At 58.5% G+C, this 21,058-nt stretch carries 25 protein-coding genes; 9 read left to right on the forward strand and 16 right to left on the reverse strand.

Features of this window, described 5'->3' with window-relative positions; all coding sequences use genetic code 11:
• Positions 1 to 50 precede the first annotated feature (50 nt).
• The 3 genes from Q8N00_08890 to Q8N00_08900 all read left to right on the forward strand — a co-directional run bounded on the left by Q8N00_08890 (position 51) and on the right by Q8N00_08900 (position 2,154).
• A complete protein-coding gene (locus Q8N00_08890) occupies positions 51 to 566 on the forward strand; it encodes a tetratricopeptide repeat protein (GenBank protein MDP2382910.1) in 516 nt (171 codons plus the stop codon).
• 113 nt (positions 567 to 679) lie between these two features.
• The gene (locus Q8N00_08895) at positions 680 to 1,066 is read left to right on the forward strand and encodes a histidine kinase (protein MDP2382911.1); all 387 of its coding nucleotides are present in this window, start codon (positions 680 to 682) and stop codon (positions 1,064 to 1,066) included.
• Positions 1,063 to 2,154, forward strand: coding sequence for an aminomethyltransferase family protein (locus tag Q8N00_08900; protein MDP2382912.1), 1,092 nt, complete (start codon positions 1,063 to 1,065; stop codon positions 2,152 to 2,154). The genes Q8N00_08895 and Q8N00_08900 overlap by 4 nt, the downstream gene beginning before the upstream one ends.
• Positions 2,155 to 2,200: 46 nt before the next feature.
• Here the strand turns inward: Q8N00_08900 and Q8N00_08905 are convergent, their stop codons facing one another.
• The 3 genes from Q8N00_08905 to Q8N00_08915 all read right to left on the reverse strand — a co-directional run bounded on the left by Q8N00_08905 (position 2,201) and on the right by Q8N00_08915 (position 4,539).
• The gene (locus tag Q8N00_08905) at positions 2,201 to 2,683 is read right to left on the reverse strand and encodes a hypothetical protein (protein ID MDP2382913.1); all 483 of its coding nucleotides are present in this window, start codon (positions 2,681 to 2,683) and stop codon (positions 2,201 to 2,203) included.
• 27 nt (positions 2,684 to 2,710) lie between these two features.
• Positions 2,711 to 2,959 carry a hypothetical protein gene (locus Q8N00_08910; protein ID MDP2382914.1) on the reverse strand — a complete coding sequence of 83 codons (249 nt, stop codon included), beginning with the start codon at positions 2,957 to 2,959 and terminating at the stop codon, positions 2,711 to 2,713.
• 98 nt (positions 2,960 to 3,057) lie between these two features.
• On the reverse strand, positions 3,058 to 4,539 hold the full coding sequence (locus Q8N00_08915) for an alkaline phosphatase D family protein (GenBank protein MDP2382915.1): 1,482 nt from the start codon (positions 4,537 to 4,539) through the stop codon (positions 3,058 to 3,060).
• A 96-nt stretch (positions 4,540 to 4,635) separates the two neighbouring features.
• Between Q8N00_08915 and Q8N00_08920 the strand changes: the two genes are divergently transcribed.
• Both Q8N00_08920 and Q8N00_08925 read left to right on the forward strand, forming a co-directional pair.
• Positions 4,636 to 4,875, forward strand: coding sequence for a hypothetical protein (locus Q8N00_08920; GenBank protein MDP2382916.1), 240 nt, complete (start codon positions 4,636 to 4,638; stop codon positions 4,873 to 4,875).
• Positions 4,876 to 5,027: 152 nt separating this feature from the next.
• Positions 5,028 to 5,426: a PilZ domain-containing protein gene (locus tag Q8N00_08925; GenBank protein ID MDP2382917.1), complete on the forward strand. Its 399-nt coding sequence runs from the start codon at positions 5,028 to 5,030 to the stop codon at positions 5,424 to 5,426.
• Between the two features lie 760 nt (positions 5,427 to 6,186).
• On the opposite strand, the gene Q8N00_08930 is transcribed toward Q8N00_08925, so the two are convergent.
• The 12 genes from Q8N00_08930 to Q8N00_08985 all read right to left on the reverse strand — a co-directional run bounded on the left by Q8N00_08930 (position 6,187) and on the right by Q8N00_08985 (position 15,535).
• Positions 6,187 to 6,579, reverse strand: coding sequence for a nuclear transport factor 2 family protein (locus tag Q8N00_08930; protein MDP2382918.1), 393 nt, complete (start codon positions 6,577 to 6,579; stop codon positions 6,187 to 6,189).
• Between the two features lie 209 nt (positions 6,580 to 6,788).
• Positions 6,789 to 7,700 carry a DMT family transporter gene (locus Q8N00_08935; protein ID MDP2382919.1) on the reverse strand — a complete coding sequence of 304 codons (912 nt, stop codon included), beginning with the start codon at positions 7,698 to 7,700 and terminating at the stop codon, positions 6,789 to 6,791.
• Positions 7,687 to 8,973, reverse strand: coding sequence for a c-type cytochrome biogenesis protein CcmI (ccmI, locus tag Q8N00_08940; protein MDP2382920.1), 1,287 nt, complete (start codon positions 8,971 to 8,973; stop codon positions 7,687 to 7,689). Before ccmI ends, Q8N00_08935 begins: the two co-directional genes overlap by 14 nt.
• Positions 8,970 to 9,431 carry a cytochrome c-type biogenesis protein CcmH gene (locus tag Q8N00_08945; protein ID MDP2382921.1) on the reverse strand — a complete coding sequence of 154 codons (462 nt, stop codon included), beginning with the start codon at positions 9,429 to 9,431 and terminating at the stop codon, positions 8,970 to 8,972. Before Q8N00_08945 ends, ccmI begins: the two co-directional genes overlap by 4 nt.
• Positions 9,428 to 9,955 (reverse strand): DsbE family thiol:disulfide interchange protein, encoded by a 528-nt coding sequence (locus Q8N00_08950; GenBank protein MDP2382922.1) that lies wholly within the window; start codon positions 9,953 to 9,955, stop codon positions 9,428 to 9,430. The genes Q8N00_08945 and Q8N00_08950 overlap by 4 nt, the downstream gene beginning before the upstream one ends.
• Entirely contained in the window at positions 9,952 to 11,943 is a 1,992-nt protein-coding gene (locus Q8N00_08955; GenBank protein ID MDP2382923.1) for a heme lyase CcmF/NrfE family subunit, read from the reverse strand. The genes Q8N00_08950 and Q8N00_08955 overlap by 4 nt, the downstream gene beginning before the upstream one ends.
• A 12-nt stretch (positions 11,944 to 11,955) precedes the next feature.
• A complete protein-coding gene (ccmE, locus tag Q8N00_08960) occupies positions 11,956 to 12,423 on the reverse strand; it encodes a cytochrome c maturation protein CcmE (protein ID MDP2382924.1) in 468 nt (155 codons plus the stop codon).
• Positions 12,424 to 12,434: 11 nt separating this feature from the next.
• Positions 12,435 to 12,602 (reverse strand): heme exporter protein CcmD, encoded by a 168-nt coding sequence (ccmD, locus tag Q8N00_08965; GenBank protein MDP2382925.1) that lies wholly within the window; start codon positions 12,600 to 12,602, stop codon positions 12,435 to 12,437.
• Positions 12,602 to 13,363, reverse strand: a complete 762-nt coding sequence (ccmC, locus tag Q8N00_08970) for a heme ABC transporter permease CcmC (protein MDP2382926.1) — start codon at positions 13,361 to 13,363, stop codon at positions 12,602 to 12,604. Before ccmC ends, ccmD begins: the two co-directional genes overlap by 1 nt.
• Positions 13,364 to 13,374: 11 nt before the next feature.
• Positions 13,375 to 14,058: a heme exporter protein CcmB gene (ccmB, locus tag Q8N00_08975; GenBank protein ID MDP2382927.1), complete on the reverse strand. Its 684-nt coding sequence runs from the start codon at positions 14,056 to 14,058 to the stop codon at positions 13,375 to 13,377.
• Positions 14,055 to 14,675 (reverse strand): cytochrome c biogenesis heme-transporting ATPase CcmA, encoded by a 621-nt coding sequence (gene ccmA / locus Q8N00_08980; GenBank protein ID MDP2382928.1) that lies wholly within the window; start codon positions 14,673 to 14,675, stop codon positions 14,055 to 14,057. Before ccmA ends, ccmB begins: the two co-directional genes overlap by 4 nt.
• Positions 14,676 to 14,884: 209 nt before the next feature.
• Positions 14,885 to 15,535, reverse strand: coding sequence for a class I SAM-dependent methyltransferase (locus Q8N00_08985; protein MDP2382929.1), 651 nt, complete (start codon positions 15,533 to 15,535; stop codon positions 14,885 to 14,887).
• 114 nt (positions 15,536 to 15,649) lie between these two features.
• Here Q8N00_08985 and Q8N00_08990 point away from each other — a divergent pair, with 114 nt between their 5' ends.
• Positions 15,650 to 17,191, forward strand: coding sequence for a carboxypeptidase M32 (locus Q8N00_08990; GenBank protein ID MDP2382930.1), 1,542 nt, complete (start codon positions 15,650 to 15,652; stop codon positions 17,189 to 17,191).
• Here the strand turns inward: Q8N00_08990 and Q8N00_08995 are convergent.
• Positions 17,170 to 17,748, reverse strand: coding sequence for a hypothetical protein (locus Q8N00_08995; protein ID MDP2382931.1), 579 nt, complete (start codon positions 17,746 to 17,748; stop codon positions 17,170 to 17,172). The two genes, Q8N00_08990 and Q8N00_08995, sit on opposite strands and share 22 nt — an antisense overlap.
• A gap of 151 nt (positions 17,749 to 17,899) precedes the next feature.
• Here Q8N00_08995 and Q8N00_09000 point away from each other — a divergent pair, with 151 nt between their 5' ends.
• From Q8N00_09000 to Q8N00_09010, 3 genes are all read left to right on the forward strand, one after another.
• Positions 17,900 to 18,334: a Fur family transcriptional regulator gene (locus tag Q8N00_09000; GenBank protein ID MDP2382932.1), complete on the forward strand. Its 435-nt coding sequence runs from the start codon at positions 17,900 to 17,902 to the stop codon at positions 18,332 to 18,334.
• Positions 18,335 to 18,399: 65 nt separating this feature from the next.
• Entirely contained in the window at positions 18,400 to 19,440 is a 1,041-nt protein-coding gene (locus Q8N00_09005; protein MDP2382933.1) for an extracellular solute-binding protein, read from the forward strand.
• 20 nt (positions 19,441 to 19,460) lie between these two features.
• Complete coding sequence (locus Q8N00_09010) at positions 19,461 to 21,038, forward strand: iron ABC transporter permease (protein MDP2382934.1); 1,578 nt, start codon at positions 19,461 to 19,463, stop codon at positions 21,036 to 21,038.
• Positions 21,039 to 21,058: the final 20 nt, after the last annotated feature.

Genomic DNA, 21,058 nt, shown 5'->3' on the forward strand with positions numbered 1-21,058 from the left:
TGATTGAACGATCGAGAACGCAGCTGGAGGCGTTTTTCAGAAGCCGCACTATGGATGTACAAGACTTTTTAATACAAGGCGAAGGCCACGAAGAAGATAAACGCGAAGCCTGGCAGCTGTTTCAGCAGGCCTATGAACGCCAGATGAAGGGCGAACTGGAAGAGGCTGTCACGCTCTATAAAAAATCGATTCAGACCCATCCCACGGCCGAGGCCTATACCTTTCTCGGCTGGACGTACAGCTTCATGGGGCGGCTCGATGATGCGATCGAGGAATGTCACCACGCGATCGCGCAGGACCCTGAATTCGGCAACCCCTACAATGACATCGGGGCGTACCTGATCGAAAAGGGTGAACTGACCGAAGCGATCGCCTGGTTCCAGAAAGCCTTACAGGCCAGACGGTATGAGAGCCCCGCCTTCCCCCATCTCAACCTGGGTCGCGTCTACGAGAAGAAGGGCCAATGGACCGAGGCCATCGACTCCTACAAGAAAGCCCTGGCCCTCAATCCTAATTATGCGTTGGCCAAGAAAGCGCTGGGGCGGTTGATCAGTTCATTGAACTGAACGGACTTGTTTGGTTTATTGCATGTAGCTGGTTTCTCTCGACTCGGACTATGCAGTTGAACCGTATGCCTCCCCTCTTCAACCCAAGAAACTAGAAAAACCAAACAAACCACATGGACCAGACAAACCCAAAAGCCATCCTCGTCGGCGTCACCGACATCTTCTTTTACACCAAAGTCCGTGACGCCTTGATGGCGAAAGGCTACAAGATCGAACGGGCTCGAACGCAGCAGGACATCGCCGACAAGGCTTCGGCCATGGCCCCGGTCGCCTTCATCTTGAACATGAATGACGAAACGTTGAACGCCTTCCAAGCCTTGGAGACGCTCAAAGCCGATGCGAGTTTGAAGTCCATTCCCATCCTGGCCTTCGCCAATCACGAAGAAGTCGATACGTTCAACCGGGCCAGAACGTTGGGCGTGACCAAGATTGTCTCGCGCAATGAGTTCTCCGCTCGATTGAAAGACTTGGTTGAGGAAGTCACAGGGAGTCACGCATGAAACAGTCACGCATCCACGATCTCCACGTAAAGCTTGGCGCCACCTTTGAAGAGGTCGCCGGGTGGGACATGCCTGCTCATTATGGGGCATGGACTGCCGAGTATCAGGCGGTCCGTCAGGCCGTCGGACTCTCCGATCTCTCCCACCGGGGCAAGATCCGCGTCACCGGCGACGACCGCGTGAAATGGCTGCAGGGACTCATCAGCAACGACATTCTTCCGCTCCAGCCTGGCCAGGGCCGCTATTCGAGCTTCCTCACACACAAGGGCAAGATGCTCGGCTACTTTCGAGTCTATGCAACGGCTGACAGCCTCTGGGTGGAGGATGTCGGAGAGGTCGGCGAGGCCACCATTCTCGCGCTCAAAAAATTTCTGCTCTACGGTATCAAAGCGAAGATGGAGAATTGTGCAGAATCCTGGGGGCTCTTGCTGGTCAGCGGGCCCAAGGCCTGTGCAACCGTCAGCGCCGCGTTCGGTGTCGAGATGAGCGATCTCAAGCCGGTCAGCGCCGTCGCAGCCCAGATCGGCGGCCAGGCCTCGTTCGTCCTACGGACAGAAGAGACGGGAGAGACGGACCTCGAAATATTACTGCCCGTTGAGGCCCTCAGCACGGCCTGGGAGCGACTCATGGAAGCAGGCGCGACCTACGGAATCAAAGCCGTTGGCGGCCAGGCTCGTGAAGCGCTCCGGATCGAAGCGGGCCTGCCCAAAGCGGGGCCGGACCTCAATGAAGAAATCGTTCCGCCAGAAGCGAACCTGGAAGGAAAAGCGTTCAGTTTGAGCAAGGGCTGCTATCCTGGGCAGGAAGTCGTTGCGCGGATGGATACCTATGGAAACGTCCGGCGGCACTTAGTCGGGTTGGTCATGAAAGGATCGATCATCCCGCCAAAGGGAGCCAAGCTCTTCATTGGAGACCGGGAAATCGGTTGGGTCAGCAGCGCGACACAATCCCCACAGCTCAAGGCCCCGATCGCCCTGGCCTTCCCACTCCGGGACTTTTCAGCCCCCGACACCACCATCGCGGTTGAAATCGAAGGCGTTCGGCACGACGCGACGGTTCAGACACTCCCCTTCTACCGTCACGCATAGTTCCGCAGGATAGCCAATCTCGCTCGGCTATCCTGCGGATGGATCGCTACTTTTCTGGGTTTCTGACTGCCGCCACCGCGCTGGCAAAGGCCAACAAGCTCGTTCGCTCGTCATCTTCCAGCGCCAACAAGAGGTGGGCCTCTTCAGCATGCATCAGGCGGAGGCTCAGGAACGGCTCTTCCTTGCGCTTTTCCTTGTTGTCCCACATCGCATCGATGACCTGGACCTTGTCCAACTGCCCGACCGACACGACATCGTAACGAAAGTACGAATCCCCGATGACCATGTCGAAGACGACATTGCCGGCGGTGAGGAGCAACAAGTTGAATCGCCCCTGATCTTCGTAGCCCTCCGGCAAAAACTTGTTGATATGGCAGCGCGCCACTTTGCGATCGCCCAAGGCCGCACGGATTTTTTCTTTGAGTGCCGGGTAATCGATCTGCATGGCCTTTTCATCGGGGTTCGTGGCCGCCGCCGCTGCATTTTGCGCCTTCTCGAAAATTTCATCCGCTGACATCAATCCCGCCATCTGTATAGTCCTTTCATTCGAACCCTGTTAATTCGTAGTACGCCTGGCCTTGACGGCCCTGACGACACCGACCAATCCAAGGCCGGCCCACGCAAACTCTAAGAAAATGAATCCCACCCGCTGATCCGCAATCGCAACAATCCCTAAAAGCAGCGACCCGACGATGTTCAACGCCAGATAGCCTGCGTCCAGCTCACGCCAGACACCACCCTGAATCAGACCATAGGCCGACAGCACCATCAGGGCACCCAGCATAGAAATCAGCTGCAACAGCACCAATCACCTCATCAAACCTCAAACCGGCACGCAAGAGAACATGTACCGTAACTGGCAACCTGCCCCCATTTCAAGAGGATTTTCGCAGAAGACAGCGGTTACTTGGTCGCTAGATGGTGGGAAAACCGCATGGCGCCGGCCTCGTCAAGGATCGTGACGTCGAAGAAGGACCGGGTGACCCGAATGAGACCGAAATTCATGTACCCGGTTTCGTTAATCAAAGTCGTCGGCCGTAATCCCACCGTAGGTGGCATCAGCCAGCCGGGCGCAGCAGACAATGGACCTGCGACAAATTCATGGAAGTCGGGAACCCCATCCCCGTTCGGATCGTACGCATTCGCCTGCACCAAATGGACATCGCCGGACAGAAACACCACGTTCTTCATCTGTTGTCCGAGAATGGCCTCCACGATCACCTGCCGTTCCCGCTCAAACCCTGAACCGCCAGGCCCCCCGGCCCAGCCATCGTACCCCGAGGCACCTCCGCCTCTGCTCTTCGGAACCGAGAGAGGCACGCTGGACACAATCACTTTCCATGTCGCGGTCGACTCGGTCAGCCCCTTCAGCAACCACTGAAGCTGAGGCGCGCCCAGCATTGTCTTCGCCGGACCGTCCTGATCGGCGTTGCGGCTCCGATACTGCCGCGTATCCAGGATAAACAGTTCAAGATCCGCCCCGACAGGCACCCTGCGATAGAAGCGATGAGGATCGTCGGCTGCAACAGGCATCGGCCAATATTCGCGTAAAGCCTGACGCCCGGCCTCCATCTGGCTATCGAAGGGCCCGGCAAAGTCGTTCCGTACTTCATGATCGTCCCAGATGACAAACACGGGAACATTCGCAAGAAACCGCCGTAGCGCCTCCGCACTCCGCTGATCGCGATGGCGGGCACGGTACTCGGCCAGGTTCGTCGCCCGAAAGTCGGCTCCAGGTTCATTCGGGGGAGAGGGACAGAGATCGTCCCCGTATATCGTATCGCCGAGGAACAAAAAGAAATCGAGCGGCTGCTTCCGCAACCTATCGAAGATGGGATAGCCAGCAGCGCCCCGCCGACAATGTCCTTGACCGCCCAAATCCCCGCTCCAGGCAAAGGTCACAGGCGCATGACTCTTCACATCGGGAAGCGTCGTAAATTCACCTTGCAACGCCGTACGGGCCTCCGTCGGTGTTCCCTCGCGCCCCTTGCTGCCGGCAACGACGTAGAATCGATACCTGGTGGCCGGAGTCAATCCCTCAATGGGAATCGCCAGAGTGAAATCCGCATCAGGGCCGGTCGTGAACAGCGGCGAGCGCGCGACGGGAGCGACGGCTGTCGCCATCTTCGATACGGTATCCCAGGCCGCCACCGGAGCCCACTCGACTTGCACCGTCATCGAGCCATCGGTCCGCAGCCAGAGCAGAGCCGACCGGCTCGTCACATCTCCCACTGCAATCCCCTGAGGTAAGAGATTCGTCGCAGCCGTCTCGGCAAAGGGACTCCCGGGAGGAAGCCCTTCACGTGATGCCGACACACAGCCGGGAAGAACAATGAGCGAGGCCAGGAGGAGGGCGAGGATATTCAGCGAGCCAATCATAGCCATGGCCTTACCGGAACGGAGGTTGATGCGTCAAGCTGAGCCTGGTTGATAATCAATCCGTCCGTCCTGCATACTATGCACTCTAATTCGGAGGATGGAATGCACGACCTGACCTGTCTAATTAAGGGCTGCCAAACGAGAGTCTACGCCCCAGCCGGCACCCACAGCATCTGCCGGGAACACTTTCTTGCCTATCTCACCTGGCGCCGCCGCAAAGGTCCGCAGATGTTTATGAAGTATGCCGGGATGACGATGGAAGAACGAGACCCCCTCGTCGCCGAATGGGCCAACACCATCCGAGTAGAAGAAGCTCCAGAAGCATCATTGCCAAAGTCCTGACATCCTTCGTCATCCCATCGGAACACCGTTTCTGCCGACAAGTTCCCGCAAGCTAGAGTCCGCCCTCTGCAGGCGCGGACGACCGACGAAAACGTCGGATACAATAGTCCTCCCCATTATCCTCTCTTGAATTTGCTATACTTTTTCCTGACATGCCACCTGATGCACCGACTTCACAGCCGTCCGCAAAAGACCGTCGCGCGTATTTTCGCATCACCGTCGTCTTGCCCATCAGCATTCAGGCCGAAACGGACAGAACAGAGGGTGCGCTCATAGAGAAGTCGGTCAACATTAGCGGCGGGGGTCTTGGCGTGACCGTGAACGAGGTCTACAAGCCGGACGAAATTCTGTCACTCACGCTGATTCTGCCAGATAAAGTCATCTTCAAAGCCTACGCAGAAGTGTTGCGGCTAGAGCCCCTCCCCTATCAGGCCGATACCTACCGCCTACATACCCGCTTCGTCAGAATGACCACACAGGACCAGGAATTACTGATCAGACACATCATGCGCTTCCAACGCGACCACCTAGAACAACACTATTCCGCATAATACGGACAACGCCCACGCTCATTCAGACAGGGCAACACCATCCGCATTGGAGAAGATCCAACCGCTTCAGCGCCAAAAGCCTAGCGCCCCGCGCATCACGGAGGAGCACGACTCCTGCTACGTTATTCCTACCTATCCCCGTTATCATCCCTAACGTGTTGGTATGCGGCGGGCCAGCACGGCCAATTGCAATGCAGGACGCTGGCGACCTGTCCACACCACCTGTGGTGAGCCCACATCATGGTGCAACGCCCCCAAGTGCCCAAGCCGTGAATGCAAAAGCAGTGGGAAAACAAGGCACTAAAAGTACGACACAGATGGCGACCGTCACGGCCACACGTTTGAAAGTTCTGGCCGGATGAAGTATCAGCAATAGCGGCCAGACGAGCCACGCCCAAAACATTAGCAGCCACCAACTTCCTGGGATGAAGTCTAAGTCGGCATAGAAAACGCCGAGCCATAACAACAGGACAATAAGCGCGTGCACGATTGCTGCGACGGCTAGTACACGGAATTGGTGGAGCACTGGGTCAAAAACGGCTACGGCGTTCATTTCTTGATGTGGCCTAACGTTTGACATGAGTCGCAGGCGGCAGGCACAACCCGTTGACTGTCCGCTTGATTGAAAGGCTACCCCCTTCGAGCGATCCTTCCCATTCCCCCACTCCATAAATGGGGCAGAGAGGGTTGTCACTCAACTGCGCCCGTCCACCTCGCACATTCTGATGTGGGGGGTGCGGGAGCAAGAGGGACACCCCCTCTACCCCATGACCGCACTTCCATGATGATGGATCAGCAACCACTCATCCCCGATCCGCTCGAAGAGATTCGTGGCCAAGACCTGCGCCTGCTGCGGTTCATCAGCTTGATGAGTGGTGATGTTCTCCACGCAAACGACCCAGGCCATATCGCCCGCCACCTGGACCGTCACGTCGGTCAGCTCGAACGTCATGGAAAACGTATTATTGAAGATCAGGACCCATGAGTCGCGCACGGCAGGCCAGTCCGACCGCAATGACCAGCCCGGATGGATGCAGGTCACATATTCCTGATGCGCCCACACCTTATCCATCTCGGCAATGTCGAGATTGCCGAACGCGGCATAGAAGGCATGGTTCGCTTTATTCACTTCATCGATGCGTTGCTCCAGCATGCAGGGCTCCTTAGCTGAAAAATGAGCCGTATCATACTGCAATCACCGTGAGAAGGGCGAGAGGGGCGGAACGGGCCCAATCTGAGCAGGCTGCTCAAAAAGGCCGTCAGCAAGGCCGCAGCGAGCGAAGGCCCGAGGCGTACCCTTTAGGGTACGTTGAGGGCCTGAACGATGCGAGAACGAAGCTGGCGGGATTTTTCAGCAGCCGACTAAGTGGTAAGCCGGGAGGTTTGCCGATCGACCACCCACACCCCAGCCAAAATCAGCGCGATGCCGAGGATTTCACTTGTTCCCACGGATTCTTTTAAGAACACCGCAGAGAGAATGATAGCGGCCACAGGAGTCAGGTTGCCCAGGACTGAAGCGCGAGATGGCCCGATGCCCTTCACACCAAACAGCCAGGCCTGTTGTGCGATGGCCGTGGCAAACAGGACCAGATAGGCCAGCGCCATCCAATCCGCCTCTGTCACGGACCCGAGCCCCGCATCCAGCATCTTACGATCCGTCCACAAGAGAGGAAGTTGGAGCACGGTGGCGACGAGGAGCGTCGTCCAATTGACGGTGAGAGCCGAGTGGCGCTCCATGAGCTGTCGGCTGCCGATACTATAGAGGGCCCAGCTCACCACACCGAGAAAGACCAGCAGACTGCCGAGCAGCGGCTGATCGCCCGCGGCCTGGAACCCTGCCACAGAAACCAACCCCACACCCGCGAAGGACAGGAGACCGCCCGCCCAGACGGCGCGTAGAGGAACATCCTGAATCAACAGAGCCGAGAGCAGCGCAGTCACCACCGGACTCGATCCGATGATCACCCCACCCACGGCCCCGCTCACATAGTTGAGCCCCATGAGAATGAAGAGGTGGTTACCCAACACACCGAGCCCGAGCCATCCCAATAGACGTAGATCCGCCTTGGTCAACTTGGCCAGGGTCCCTTCCTGCCACCACCAGATCGTCAGGAGAATGGCCAAACCACCGATATCGCGCAGGACCGAGGCCTCGACGGCAGAGAACGACCCGAGAGCCATCTTCTGCGCCACAATCGAACCGCCCCAGAGCGCCGCCGCGAGAAGGACCGACCCATAGGCCAAGCTGGTGGAGGAGGCGTTAGGGGATTTCACGATCGATCACAACATTGATCCCATTCACCCCGGGCTTGACCGGCTGACTCATGCCCTGCAAATCGCCGCTCTTCGCCATGGCCTCGCCGGACTTCGAGAGACGGGCCACAATCACCACCTTGCCAACATCGGATAGCTTTCTGGACGGCATGGGGCTCGTTGAATCGTCGAGCCGGAAGGTGAAGGGTAAATCTTTTCTCATGACGCGTACGATCGAGACCGGCATAGGCGGACCTTCCACCGCCTTCGCAAACACAAACAGGGTATCGGTGGGCGATCCTTTACCGGCCAACTGCGGTGCGAGGGTGACCGTTCCGGCGATTGCAAGCTCCTGCCCTGTTTGTTTGGCGAGAGCGGCCGGTCCTGCTGGCGCAACCTTCACGGTTGCCGCCGTTCCTTTCTCTCCCGCGAGGCCCTTCGCTTCATCAATGGCAGAGGCTAACTCTTGAAGCACCTCCGGCTCCGCATCGGGCGGCAAGTTCGCACGTGCCTGGACCCAATACCTCGCCGCATCCGCATACTGTTTTCGATCGAAGGCCACGGTGCCGACCATCATCAGCGCTTTCACATTCTGTGGATCGCGTTTCAGTGCTTGCTGAATCAGCAACTCCGGCTTCCCCTCCAATGAACGGCCCTGGACGACGCCCAACGCGTCGGCATAGTCGGCCAGTAACTGGGCATCGTCAGGAATCAGGCTGACGGCTTTCTCGTATGTCGTCACGGCCTCGCTATACCGCCCCATGCTCACATAGGAGCGGGCGAGCAACGCCCATCCCACTCCGTCCTTGGGATTTTGCTCGAGCTTTTTCTTGAGACGTTCCAACAGGGACTCGATCCCCTCAGCACTCATGCGGTCGGAGTCCGAGTTGCCCTGCGCCGAAAATGCCGATCCGGATGGATGCGTGATCGCAAGCGGATTCCCGATCGTCCAGTACAGGGCCACACTCGCCAGAGGAACGACGATGGCGACGACTGCTGCGACCAGACGGCTATTGACCTGCCATCGTGCTGCTGTCGGCGCCGTATCGGCGCTCCCGGTTTCATCGAGCAGCCGACGCTCGAGCTCAGACCGAGCCTGCAGGTAGAGCTCATCGGTCAACACCCCATTCTTCCGGTCCTGTTCGAGTTCGACAAACTGCTGCCGGTAGACCGCCAACCTGTTCTCGCGTTCGCCCATCGCGACCGCAGTGGTTCGCCTGAGCAACGGCCACAGGAGGAGCGCGATCACACCGAGGGTCATAGCCGACACGATGAGCCAGAACATGAGTGTCATGAGCGTTTGGTTCCTTCCGAGAGCATTTGCGCGACCGCTCGATGGTCCTCATCGGAGAGCGCGGGATCGGGCACCGTCTTCGCCCGGCGCCGTAACGCGAGGGCTAATGTGACCCCTCCTACCACGAGCAAGAGAAACGGGCCCAGCCAGAGAAACGTCGTCGCGGCCTTGAGCGGAGGCCGGTATAACACGAAGTCGCCATACCGTTGGACCAGGAAGTCGCGGATCTCCTGATCGCTCATATTTTTCGCGATCATCTCGCGGACTTCACGGCGCAAATCTTCGGCCAATGGCGCGGTCGAGTCTGCCAGCGTTTGGTTCTGACAGACCAGACAGCGCAACTCCAGAGCAAGGGTCTTCAGACGCGCCTCGGCCTGCGGGTTCTCCGCCAGCGGTTTCGCTTCCTCTGCCGACACGAGGCAGGGAATCAAGAGCAACACCAGTAACCAGCGTTTCATTGTTGTTGTAACTCCCGCACCAGGGGCATAATTTTCTTGTCCAAAATACTCTCATCCAGCGGACCAATCTGCTTGTAGCGGATCACCCCCGCCTTATCGATCACGTACGTTTCAGGAACGCCATAGACTCCATAGTTGATGCCCACACGCCCCGATTCATCAACCGCAATGACCGAATAGGGATTCCCCCATCGTTGCAGCCAGGCAATCCCCTCGTCCCGCCGGTCCTTGTAGTCCATGCCGTAGATCGGAACTTCGCCGGTTTTCGCGAGCTGCATCAGCACCGGATGCTCTTCCTTGCAGCCACCGCACCACGAAGCCCAGAAGTTCAGCAGCCAGACTTTGCCGCGCAAATCCTGCAGCGACAACATCTGCTGAGGCTCGTGTAATTGCGGCAGGGCAAACTCCGGCGCCGGTTTACCCACTAACGGCGATGGCACTTCGCGTGGATTCAAGGTCAGTCCAACACCTAGAAACCCGACGACCACCACAAAGATCGCAAGAGGAAGGAGGAACCGTTTCATGAGACCTCTGGTCCCACCGGCTGCGGCAGGTCTGACACCGGCGATTCTTCACGTCGCCCGGCTAAGCGATAACGACGATCGGTCATCGCAAGGACTCCACCCAACGCCATAATCAAACAACCGCCCCAGATCCAGTCGATGAAGGGCTTGTGGTACAACCGCACGCTCCAGGCTCCCCCAGGCAGCGGTTCCCCGAGCGATACATAGAGGTCGCGCAGCAGTCCCGTATCGATCGCGGCTTCGGTCATCGCCTGATTCTGAACCGGATAATGCCGCTTTTCAGGGAACATATCGGTAACGTCATGTCCTCCCTGGCTCACGTGAAACATCCCGCGTGCCGCCGTATAGTTCGGCCCCTTGATGTTTTGCACGCCATCGAACCGGAAGGTATAACCTCCGATAGTGGAGGTCTCACCGACATTCATGCGCAGATCTTGTTCAACCTCGAACCCTTTGACCATGGTGACGCCGACGATAAACACCGCAATGCCGCAATGGGCGACCACCATGCCCCAATAGGCCCGCGGAAGCGTGGCCAAACCACTCATGACACCGGTGCCGACGAGGCGGCTCACTCGCTCCCACACATTCACCGCTGCCGTCGTCACAATCCAGGATGCCAACAGCAGCCCCAAGCTGAGGAGCGGCGTCCACTTGCCCAGCACGAACGGGAGTAGCAACGCGGTGACGACGCTCGCGCCGAAGGCCCAACGCAGGCGCAACGCCAAGTCCGGCAAGCTTGCTTTCTTCCACTGCGCTAATGGGCCGATTCCCATGAGGAAAATGGCCGGTGTCATGAGCGGGACAAACACCGTATCGAAATAGGGCGGGCCGACTGAAATCTTCCCGAGACCCATCGCGTCGAGAAACAACGGGTAGAGCGTACCCAGGAAGACCGATCCCAAGGCCGCGATCAGCAACACATTGTTCCCCAGCAGCATCGCCTCACGCGAGACCATGTCGAAGCCGCCCCCTAACCCCACACGCGGGGCACGCCAGGCATAGAGGACCAACGACCCGCCAATGACGATTGCGAGAAAGACCAGTATAAACAAGCCGCGTTTGGGATCGGTCGCGAAGGCATGGACCGAAGTCAAAACACCGGATCGGACCAAGAAGGTCCCGACCAAACTCAATGAGAAGGCAAGAATCGCGAGCAGCACTGTCCAGACTTTGAAACCGCCACGTTTATCCGTCACGGCCAGCGAGTGGATCAGCGCGGTCCCTGCCAGCCACGGCATGAAGGAGGCGTTTTCCACCGGGTCCCAGAACCACCAACCGCCCCAGCCGAGTTCGTAATAGGCCCAGCCGCTGCCTAACGCGATTCCCACGGTGAGAAAACACCAGGCGGCGGTCGTCCAGGGGCGCGACCAGCGGGCCCAGGCTGCGTCCAGGTTGCCTCCCAACAGGGCCGCAATTGCAAAGGCGAACGCCACGGAAAATCCCACGTACCCCATATAGAGCATCGGCGGGTGCATGACCATGCCGGGGTCCTGCAGCAAGGGATTGAGATCTCGCCCATCGGCTGCGGCCGGGATCAACCGTTCGAATGGATTCGACACGGTCAACATAAATAAGATAAATCCCAGGCTGACCAACCCCATGACACCGAGAATACGGGCCCGCATCACCGCCGGCAGATGTTCGGAGAAGAACGTCACGGCAAGCATCCAGAGGGTGAGAATGAACGTCCAGAGGAGCAACGACCCCTCATGTGCGCCCCAGATGGCCGCGAGACGATAATGCAGGGGGAGCTGAGAGTTCGACGTGGCCGCGACGTACAGAACGGAGAAGTCTTTGACGGCGAACGCATAACCCAGGCAACAGAAGGCCAACAGGACCAGGACAAACTGCCCGCGCGCCGCCGGTTTCGCGACCGACATCAAGGCCGCGTTCCCGACTGCGGCCCCATAAATGGGCAGGCTCCCCTGCACGACCGCGACGCAGAGCGCAAGAATCAACGCAAAATGACCGATTTCTGGAATCATACAGGTGGTGTCCTACTGCGGTTGTACGACCAACGTGCTGCTGCTCTGTGCGCCTTTCGCCTTGGCTTTAGCCAACGCCTCAGCGACTTCCGGCGGCATATAGTTCTCATCGTGCTTGGCCAGCACCTCGCTGGCAATAAACGTCCCATCGGCCCCGAGTTGCCCCTGCGCCACGGCGCCCTTCCCCTCCTTGAAGAGGTCAGGAAGAATCCCTTTGAACCTCACGGGAACGCGCTTCGCCATGTCGGTCACGATGAAATGAACGGTGAGGCCGTCGCCCTCACGCGTCAGACTTCCAGTTTCAACCATCCCGCCGATGCGGAAGCTGTGGCCCTGCGGCACCTCGCCATTGGCGACTTGTGTCGGCGTAAAAAAGAACACGAGGTTACTTTGGAATGCATTGAGCACCAACACCGCCGCGACGGCCAACGCCACGAGACCGAGCCCGATGAGCACAAAACGTTTCTGTCTGGGTTTCATCGTCGTTCCATTCACTGGTCATGAAATAATTGACGGGCGCCCTCACGCGCCGCCGCATGTCGCCGCCGCAAAGCGAATACTTCCCACAGCATACCGAACGCCGTGACGCCAAACGACGTCCACACGTAGAAGCCGTACCCGCCCATATCCACAAACTCTGACACACTGCCCCACTGCATCAGCGCACCTCCAACGCGTCTGGCTGCGATGAACGGGTGTCCCAAGAGGCTTGCCGCGCACGTTCGAGGATCACACAACGCATCCGTGCCAGCGTGACGGCGAGACTGTACATCCAGAACCCCAGCGTCATGACTAACATTGCCGTGAGCATCGTCGCCGCCATTTTTGGCGCAGCCGTCATGCTCACCGAGGCACCCTGGTGGAGCGTATTCCACCAACGCACGGAAAAATAAATAATGGGCACGTTGACGACCCCGACTAGCGCGAAGACGGCGCTGGCACGATCGGCACGTCGGGAATCATCGATCGACGTGCGGAGCAGCATCACCCCACCGTACAGAAACAAGAGAATCAATTCGGATGTCAACCGGGCATCCCAGACCCACCAGGCGCCCCAAGTCGGCTTGCCCCACATAGCGCCGGTCACCAGCGCAAGGAAGGTAAAGAGCGCACCGGTCGGAGCAATCGCTTGGGCCATCATGAACGAGGGGCGCGCATTGAGGCCCAATCCAAGCCCGGCCCAGATGGCCATGACCACATAGAGGAACATCGACATCCAGGCAGCCGGGACATGGACGAAAATAATGCGATAGGACTGTCCTTGCTGGAAATCGGTCGGCGCGACAAAGAATCCAAGGTAGAGACCCACCCCGATCAACAGAATCGCTGCGGCAGCACACCAAGGCATCAGCCATCCGGCCAGGGGATAGAACGCCTGCGGCGACGAATACTTGAACCAATTGATGCGAGCGAAACCCATCATAGTCGTGGTTACTCCAGCGCGATCCGAAGCGATGTGGCCGTGGCCCAGGGCGCCAGTGCGAGGGCCAGTAACAGACCCGCGCCCAAGAGCGAGAGATGCGCCCCGGCGCCGATACCCGATGCACTGCTCGACACGGCGCCGGCGCCGAAAATCAGGACCGGAATAAACAATGGCAACACGAGGAGCGCAATCAGCACACTACTGCCACGTACCCCCAGGGTCAACGCGGCACCGATCGCCCCGATGAAGCTCAACGTCGGCGTGCCCAGCAAGAGCGAGAGGGTCAGGACCCCCAACGCCTCCCCGGTCAGACCGAATTGCAGGCCAAGGAGCGGCGAAAGGAGCACCACCGGCAACCCGGAAATCAGCCAATGCGCCGTCACCTTCCCGATGACCAACAGGGACAATGGTTGGGGGATCAGCAGCATCTGTTCCAATACTCCGTCGGCATAGTCCGCCGTAAACAGACGCCCTAGCGACAGCAAGCACGAAAGCAGCGCAGCGACCCACAAGACTCCCGGTGCGATCGTCCGCAGCACCGCTGGTTCCGGGCCGACGCCCAAAGGGAAGAGGCTCCCGACCAGGATGAAAAATAGCACCGTCGTCAGGACATCCGAACGGCGTCTCAGCGCCAACAAGAGATCCCGCCGAATGATTTCACGCAGGGCTGCGAACATGCCAAGCTGATTCATCCAACGAGCCTCAGCTGATCGAGGCGATCGGCTCCGACATCGATCTCTTGATGAGTTGCCGCAATGACGATCCCACCGTTACTGAGATGCGCCCGCAGCTGCTGCATCAGCAAACCGGTCGACGTCACATCGAGCGCCGCGAACGGTTCGTCCAAAATCCAGAGCGGCTGCTGTGAGACCCACAAGCGCGCCAGTGAGACCCGGCGCTTCTGTCCCTGTGACAGTACCCTCGTCGGCAACCGGTGAATGGCCCGTGCAAGGCCAACCGCGTCCAAGGCCTCACAGGTTTTCCCTTCCGAGATCTCCTCACCGGCCAAGCGCGCTGAGGTGGTCACATTTTCGACAGGCGTCAGGTCATCTTTCAAGCTGTTCAAATGACCGATATAGATGAGGCCGGCCAGGTACCGTTCCCTGCATGCACGGACGTCTTCCCCATCCCACAGCACACGTCCCTGCTCCGCCGACAGCAGGCCGCACAACATACGCAAGAGGCTGGTTTTTCCGCTCCCGTTCGCGCCCGTCACCGCGAGGAGCCTGCCCCGCTCTACCGTAAAGCTCAGCGCCGTAATGAGCCGTCGTTCTCCACGAACACAACTTACGTTGTCTGCCTTCAACATGCTAGGAAAAGTCCCACCGCTCGAATACAGAATCGTTCAGACGAGCCATGCCCCTCGACTTGCGAACTCGAAATATTACCGGCATTCACCGCGAGAACCGTACTCTCAAACGGAGGCTGCATCTCGACCTCGCAAATCGTACGAGGATCAGATATTGCCAGTCCGAGGCAACCGCTTGCAAGGAAGCAGGAGGCGTGAAAAAGTCTCCCCTACCGTTTATCGTTCAGCCTCACCACCAGGACTCCGTCCCGGATCGTGACGAGCACGGCAGACACACGTGGATCGTTCGACACTGTTCGATTCAGCTCTTGAATGGCCGCCGTCTTCTCATCAGGCGGAGGCTGCTTGAGGACATCGCCGTCCCAGAGGACGTTATCGATGAGGATGACGCCGGTCGGCGAGAGCAGATCCAAGGCCCGCCGGTAGTAATTGAGATAGTTCACCTTGTCGGCATCGATAAAGATCAGATCGAACGGTCCCGTGAGCTCGCGCATCGTATCGAGTGCGGGCCCCATGCGAATCTCGATCTTCTTGCCAACGGGCGAGCGCGTGAAATACTGGCGCGCGAGGGCGGCGGACGCTTCATCGACTTCGCAGGTGATCACGGCCCCATCTGCCGGTAACGCTTCCGCAAAACAGAGGGCGCTATAGCCGGTGAACATGCCGATCTCCAGCACCCTCCTGGCCCCTACCAGCTGCGTCATCATTTTAAGAAAGGCCCCTTCAAGCGGCCCCACGATCATCTGCGGAGACTCCATGCGCCGCTGCGTCTCGTCTCGCAAGGCGCGACAGAGGTCCGACTCCGGCATGGAATGGGCCTGGGCATAGGCGTCGATGTCGGCAGAAACGAGCGTCTTCATTTCTCGGTCGCACTCCTGGTTTGAAAACGGATAGATCGTTGCGTACACTGCGTAGCTGAACGATGCAACTGCGCGCGATCATACCATGACGATTCCTGGAGGAGACACCCTACCGTGAAGACCCTGAAAACCGTGGAAGCTTTGACGACCAGACTCTTGGAGATCCAGCGCATTAACAGCGCGGCCTCACTTCTCTCATGGGATCAAGAGACCTATATGCCGGCCGGCGGAGGCGAAGCCCGTGCCGAACAGATTTCGACGCTCCAAGGCATTGCACACCAGAAGCTCGTCTCACCGAACATTGAACGCTTGCTCTCCGCCTGGATCGATCCACAAACCGGCGCCATCCAGGACAGCCCAGGGGATGCCTGGGACGAACCCTCTCGCTCCTTGCTCCGCGAAGTCTGGCGTGACTATAGTCGCGCCAAAAAACTCCCCTCCGATTTTGTGGTGACACTCAGCCGGGAATGTTCACTGGCGCAACAAGTATGGGTCGAAGCGAAAAAGGCGAGCAACTTCGCCATGTTTCTGCCAAACCTGCGCACCATCCTGTCGCTCAAACGGCAGGAAGCCCAGTATCTCGGCTACAAGGACTCACCCTACGATGCGTTACTGGATGTATATGAACCGGGCTCAACGATTGCCGCGCTCCGCCCGCTGTTCGCACAGGTGAAGGCACGGCTCGTTCCGCTATTGCAGAAGATTCAAAACAGTTCAGTGCAAGTCGACGATGCCGCGCTCTTCCGCAGCTTCGACGTGACCCGACAGATGGAATTCGGCCGACTGGTCTTGACTGCCATGGGTTACGACTTCGAGCGGGGACGCCTCGATCTGTCGGCCCATCCCTTCACGACCTCCTTTCACCCGACGGACGTGCGCGTCACGACGCGTATCTTCGAACATGACCTGCAATCCTGCTTATTCAGCTGTATCCATGAAGGGGGCCATGGCCTGTACGACCAGGGACTCGACACACGCTACTACGGAACGCCGCTCGGCGATTCCGTCTCGCTGGGCATTCACGAAAGCCAGTCGCGTATGTGGGAGAACTGCGTGGGCCGCTCGCGATCGTTCTGGCGCTTCTTTTATCCCCTGCTGCAACAGACGTTTCCTCAGCAACTGGGTGCGCTCGATGGGGAACAATTCTATGCCGCCATCAATCGCGTCAAACCGTCGATGATTCGAGTCGAAGCCGATGAGCTCACCTACAATCTCCACATCATGCTACGGTTTGAAATCGAACAGGACCTCATCGAAGGACGGACGAACCCTGAGGATCTGCCGGGTATCTGGAACCGGAAGATGGAAGAGTATCTGGGCATCGTCCCCGCGAACGATGCGGAAGGAGTACTGCAAGACGTGCATTGGTCCTTCGGCGCCTTCGGCTACTTTCCAACCTACACGCTCGGAAACCTGTACTCCGTTCAATTCTACGAACAGGCCCAGCGGGAAATTCCACGGCTGGAGGAAAAAATTACGACGGGGCAACTCATCGAGCTACGACGCTGGCTCGAGCAGAAGATTCACCGCTGGGGCCGGATGTTCACGCCGGACCACCTGGCTCAACGCGTGACAGGGAAAAGCCTCGATCCTGAACCGTTCTTATCGTATGTCGAGAAAAAGTATGGCGAGATCTACCGGCTCACGGGATCGTAGCCCATCGCCTGATTCAGCTTGGCGAGCACCGGCGCAGGCAGCAAAAACTCCGCCTGCACCTCGATCCTGGACGGCACCAGAAGCGTCGTATGGAAGACAATATCGCGAATCGAGATCTTAAACTCAGGATCCTGCGGCGTACTGAGTTCAACTGACTCGACCGACTGGGTAATGGCGCCGCTATCTTGCGGGCCGTACACCGTGACGACCGCCTTCAAAATCTCCACGACCTTCTCGTTCGTCTCAACTCCCTCAATCCCCTTCTCCAACAAGGGAATGGCCTCTTCCCGTGCCTGGTCAGACAGCGTGAAATTCTCTACCCGCTCTTTCCGGCGCAATGAGGTAAGATCGTTGTCGAGATCCTTGCTGAACGCCCCGTAGGCAAACCGAAAGAATTCGAAGTGAAAGCCCTTGAATCCCTTGCCGAACATTTGCAGTTCGCATAAGAAGCAGAGTTGCTGCAGCTTCACATCGCTGAGCAGCCCATGCGGTTCCGCCAGATGCAGGACATAGAGCAGAAGGGCCCGGTCGACCGTAATTTGATTAGGTTTTCGCATTCGTTGATGCCTCGCTCGTGCCGTGAGTGGAACGGCGCACTATAAACAGCGCCGGAGTTCTCCGTCAATTCTTCTACTCCGGCTCCCGACACAATGCCCCTTGACCGGCTGGGCGGTTTCGTCTTTAATGAGGCCCCATCGGAGGCCCGTCATGGCAGCGAAGCATGTGAAAGAAATGGAGGCGCTGAAGGAGCACCTCGGCAAACATCAGCTCAAACTCACGCGCCAACGTGAATTGATTCTGAGTGCCTTCCTCCGGCAAGAGCACATTACCGCGGAAGCCATGTACCACCAACTGGCCAAGTCCGATCCCCATCTCGGGCTCGCCACCATCTATCGAACACTCAATCTGTTCTGCGATGCCGGCCTTGCACAAGCCCGCCACTTCGGCTCTCAGACGCAGTACGACAACATCGCGCACAAGGGCCACCACGATCACCTGATCTGCACCGGCTGCGATAAGATTGTAGAGTTTGAAAACTGCGACATTGAGCGTCTTCAGGAAGAAGTGGCGGCCCAGAACGGATTTATCATCAAAACTCATCGACTTGAACTCTACGGCCTCTGCTCCCGCTGCCGCCATTGACGAAACCGCTTTTTTTTAGTATCATTTTGATACAGCTTATCAATTTCAATTCCATAAGGATCCCCATGGCATTTGTATGCGCTCACCCAACATGGCGACGGACCCTGCTCTCCTCTCTCATGCTGCTCGTGGTCGCCGGGATCTTCGCACCCTCCGCCCCGGCCGCCGATAAAATCACCATCTACTCCGGCCGCTCGGAACGGCTCATCAAGCCGGTGCTCGATGCCTTTACGGCAAGTACCGGGATCCAGGTCGAACTGTTGTCCTCCGGCACGACGGAATTGGTCAACCGCCTGAAGGCGGAAGGTGAGCGCACATCGGCCGACCTCCTGATCACCAACGACGCCGGCAGTTTGGAGTTGGCACGGACCGCCGGCCTCCTCCGCCCCCTGAACATGCGGGAAATCGAACGAGCGATTCCAGCACAGTTTCGCGCACCGGACAATGCATGGGTGGGTCTCTCCGGACGATTCTGGATCGTGGTCTACAACACCACGATGGTCAAGCCGGACCAAGTGAAGTCGCTCCTCGACCTCGCCGATCCAAAGTGGAAAGATAAGATTGCGATTCCGAATTCGGGCAGTGAATATCTGCAAGCCGGCGTCTCGGTCATACGCGCCACGCATGGCGAAGAGAAGACCAAGCAATTCCTGCAAGGCCTCAAGACCAATGCGGATAACCAGGTCTACCAAAAAAGCTCACAGATCGTGGATGCCGTCGCCAAGGGGCAGGTCGCATTGGGCATCGTGAATCACTACTACGTCTATCGTCATCTTGCCGCGCAACCCACCGCGCCGATCGCCGTGGTGATGCCGGACCAGCAGGAAGGCGGCATGGGGGCGATCATGAATGTCGCCGGCGTCGGCATCGTCAAGTCGACTAAACATCTCGACAGCGCAAAGCTGCTCGTGGAATTCCTGGTCGCTCAAGCGGGACAGAAGTTGTTTGCCGACCTCGACAAGGAGTACCCCCTCCATGCAGATGTGAAAGCAGATCCGGCCCTCGTGGACCGAAAGAGTTTCCGGGCCGCGCAGGTCCCCCTCACCAAGTTGGCTGAATTGCGCGAACCGACCCTCACATTGATCGAACAAGTGGGTCTCCGGTAATCGAAGGACCCACCGTGAACATGCTTCGCCGCCACCTGACGTCGCCACTCCAACTCTTCGCCTTAGCCACGGCCGGCATCATCCTGCTCCCGCTCGGGTACGTCACCTCACAAGCCCTCTCGGCCGATCCTGCCGTCTGGAGCCGATTGTGGGCAACCCGGATCCCCGAGCTCCTGTTCAACACCGTCTCACTCGCCGCCAGCGTGGCAGTCATCACCTTGTTCCTCGGCGTGTCGACCGCCTGGCTGGTCACTCGTGTGGAATTTCCCGGACGAAGACTATGGGAGGGGGCTCTGATCCTTCCATTGGCGATGCCGACCTATGTGCTGGCCTACGTCTATTCCTACATCCTTGGGTTCGGCGGTCCCGTCGAACATGTCTGGCAACTCCTGGCAGGGCCTCAAGCCAGGATTTTTTCTCCCCATAGTTATTGGGGTGCGACGCTGGTGATGGCGCTGGATACATTTCCCTTCGTCTATCTGCTCAGCCGGAGTGCGCTCCTCAGCATGAACGTGTCGTTCGAAGAGGTGGCGAGAGCCAGCGGCGTCTCCCGCCTCTCAACCCTCTGGCGCGTCACCCTGCCGCTGATGCGCCCCTCGATTGCCGCCGGTGTCGCGCTCGTCATTTTGTATGTCGTGTCGGACTTCGGCGCGGTGTCGTTGCTGCGCTACCAGACCCTCACCTATGCCGTATTCCAGCAGATGACCGGTCGGTCCGACAATACCGCGGCGAGCATCTTGAGCCTCTTATTGGTCGGGCTGGCGCTGATCTTCCTAATCACGGAACGCTGGTTCCGGCAGAAGAGCCGGTTCTACCAGACCACCGGGCGCTACCGGGCACCGCAACGGCAGCGTTATGGATGGCTCGGTACGCTTGCCGTCACCGGCTATCTCGGACTGATCGTCGGCGCAGCCTTCGCAATCCCAGCCGCACTCTTGATTCAATGGAGCCTGTCGCCGGAGGCACAGGCCACTCTCGACAGCCGCTTCTTCGGGTTCGTCTGGAACAGCGGAATCCTCGCGGCCAGCGCTGCCACCGGCGGCGTCTTAATCGGCTTGCCACTCGCCTATCTGGCGAGCCGCCGTCCGACCTTCCTGAACCTAAGCTGCCTCCAGGCTGCCTATGCCGGCTATGTGCTGCCTGGGCCGGTTGCAGCCCTAGCCGTCCTCGTCCTCTTTACCAAACTAGCCCCGGTGTTCTATGGCTCCGTCCTGATCCTGATCGTGGCCTACGTGATTCACTTTCTCCCGGCCGGCCTTCAGTCGCTAGAGCCGGCTCTCCAGCAAATTACGCCAAATTTGGAAGAAGTCGCACGCACACTCGGCCTTGGCATGCATGGGACCTGGCGCCGAGTCACCCTGCCGCTCGTCCGGAACGGATTCGTCGTCGCCTGGGTCTTGATGTTCCTGCAAACGATGAAGGAGTTGCCCGCAACCCTCTTGTTGCGGCCGGTGGGATTCGACACCCTGGCTATTCGCGTCTGGATGGAAGCGAGCGAGGAATATTTTCAGCTCGCGGCCCCTTCGGCACTCTTGATTGTCGTACTGAGTCTTCCGGCATTGGCCTTGCTGGTTTCAAAAGATTGGCGCGCAGCCTAATTAGGAAGGATTGTGACTTC

This window comes from Nitrospirota bacterium (assembly GCA_030684575.1).
Classification (GTDB): domain Bacteria; phylum Nitrospirota; class Nitrospiria; order Nitrospirales; family Nitrospiraceae; genus Palsa-1315.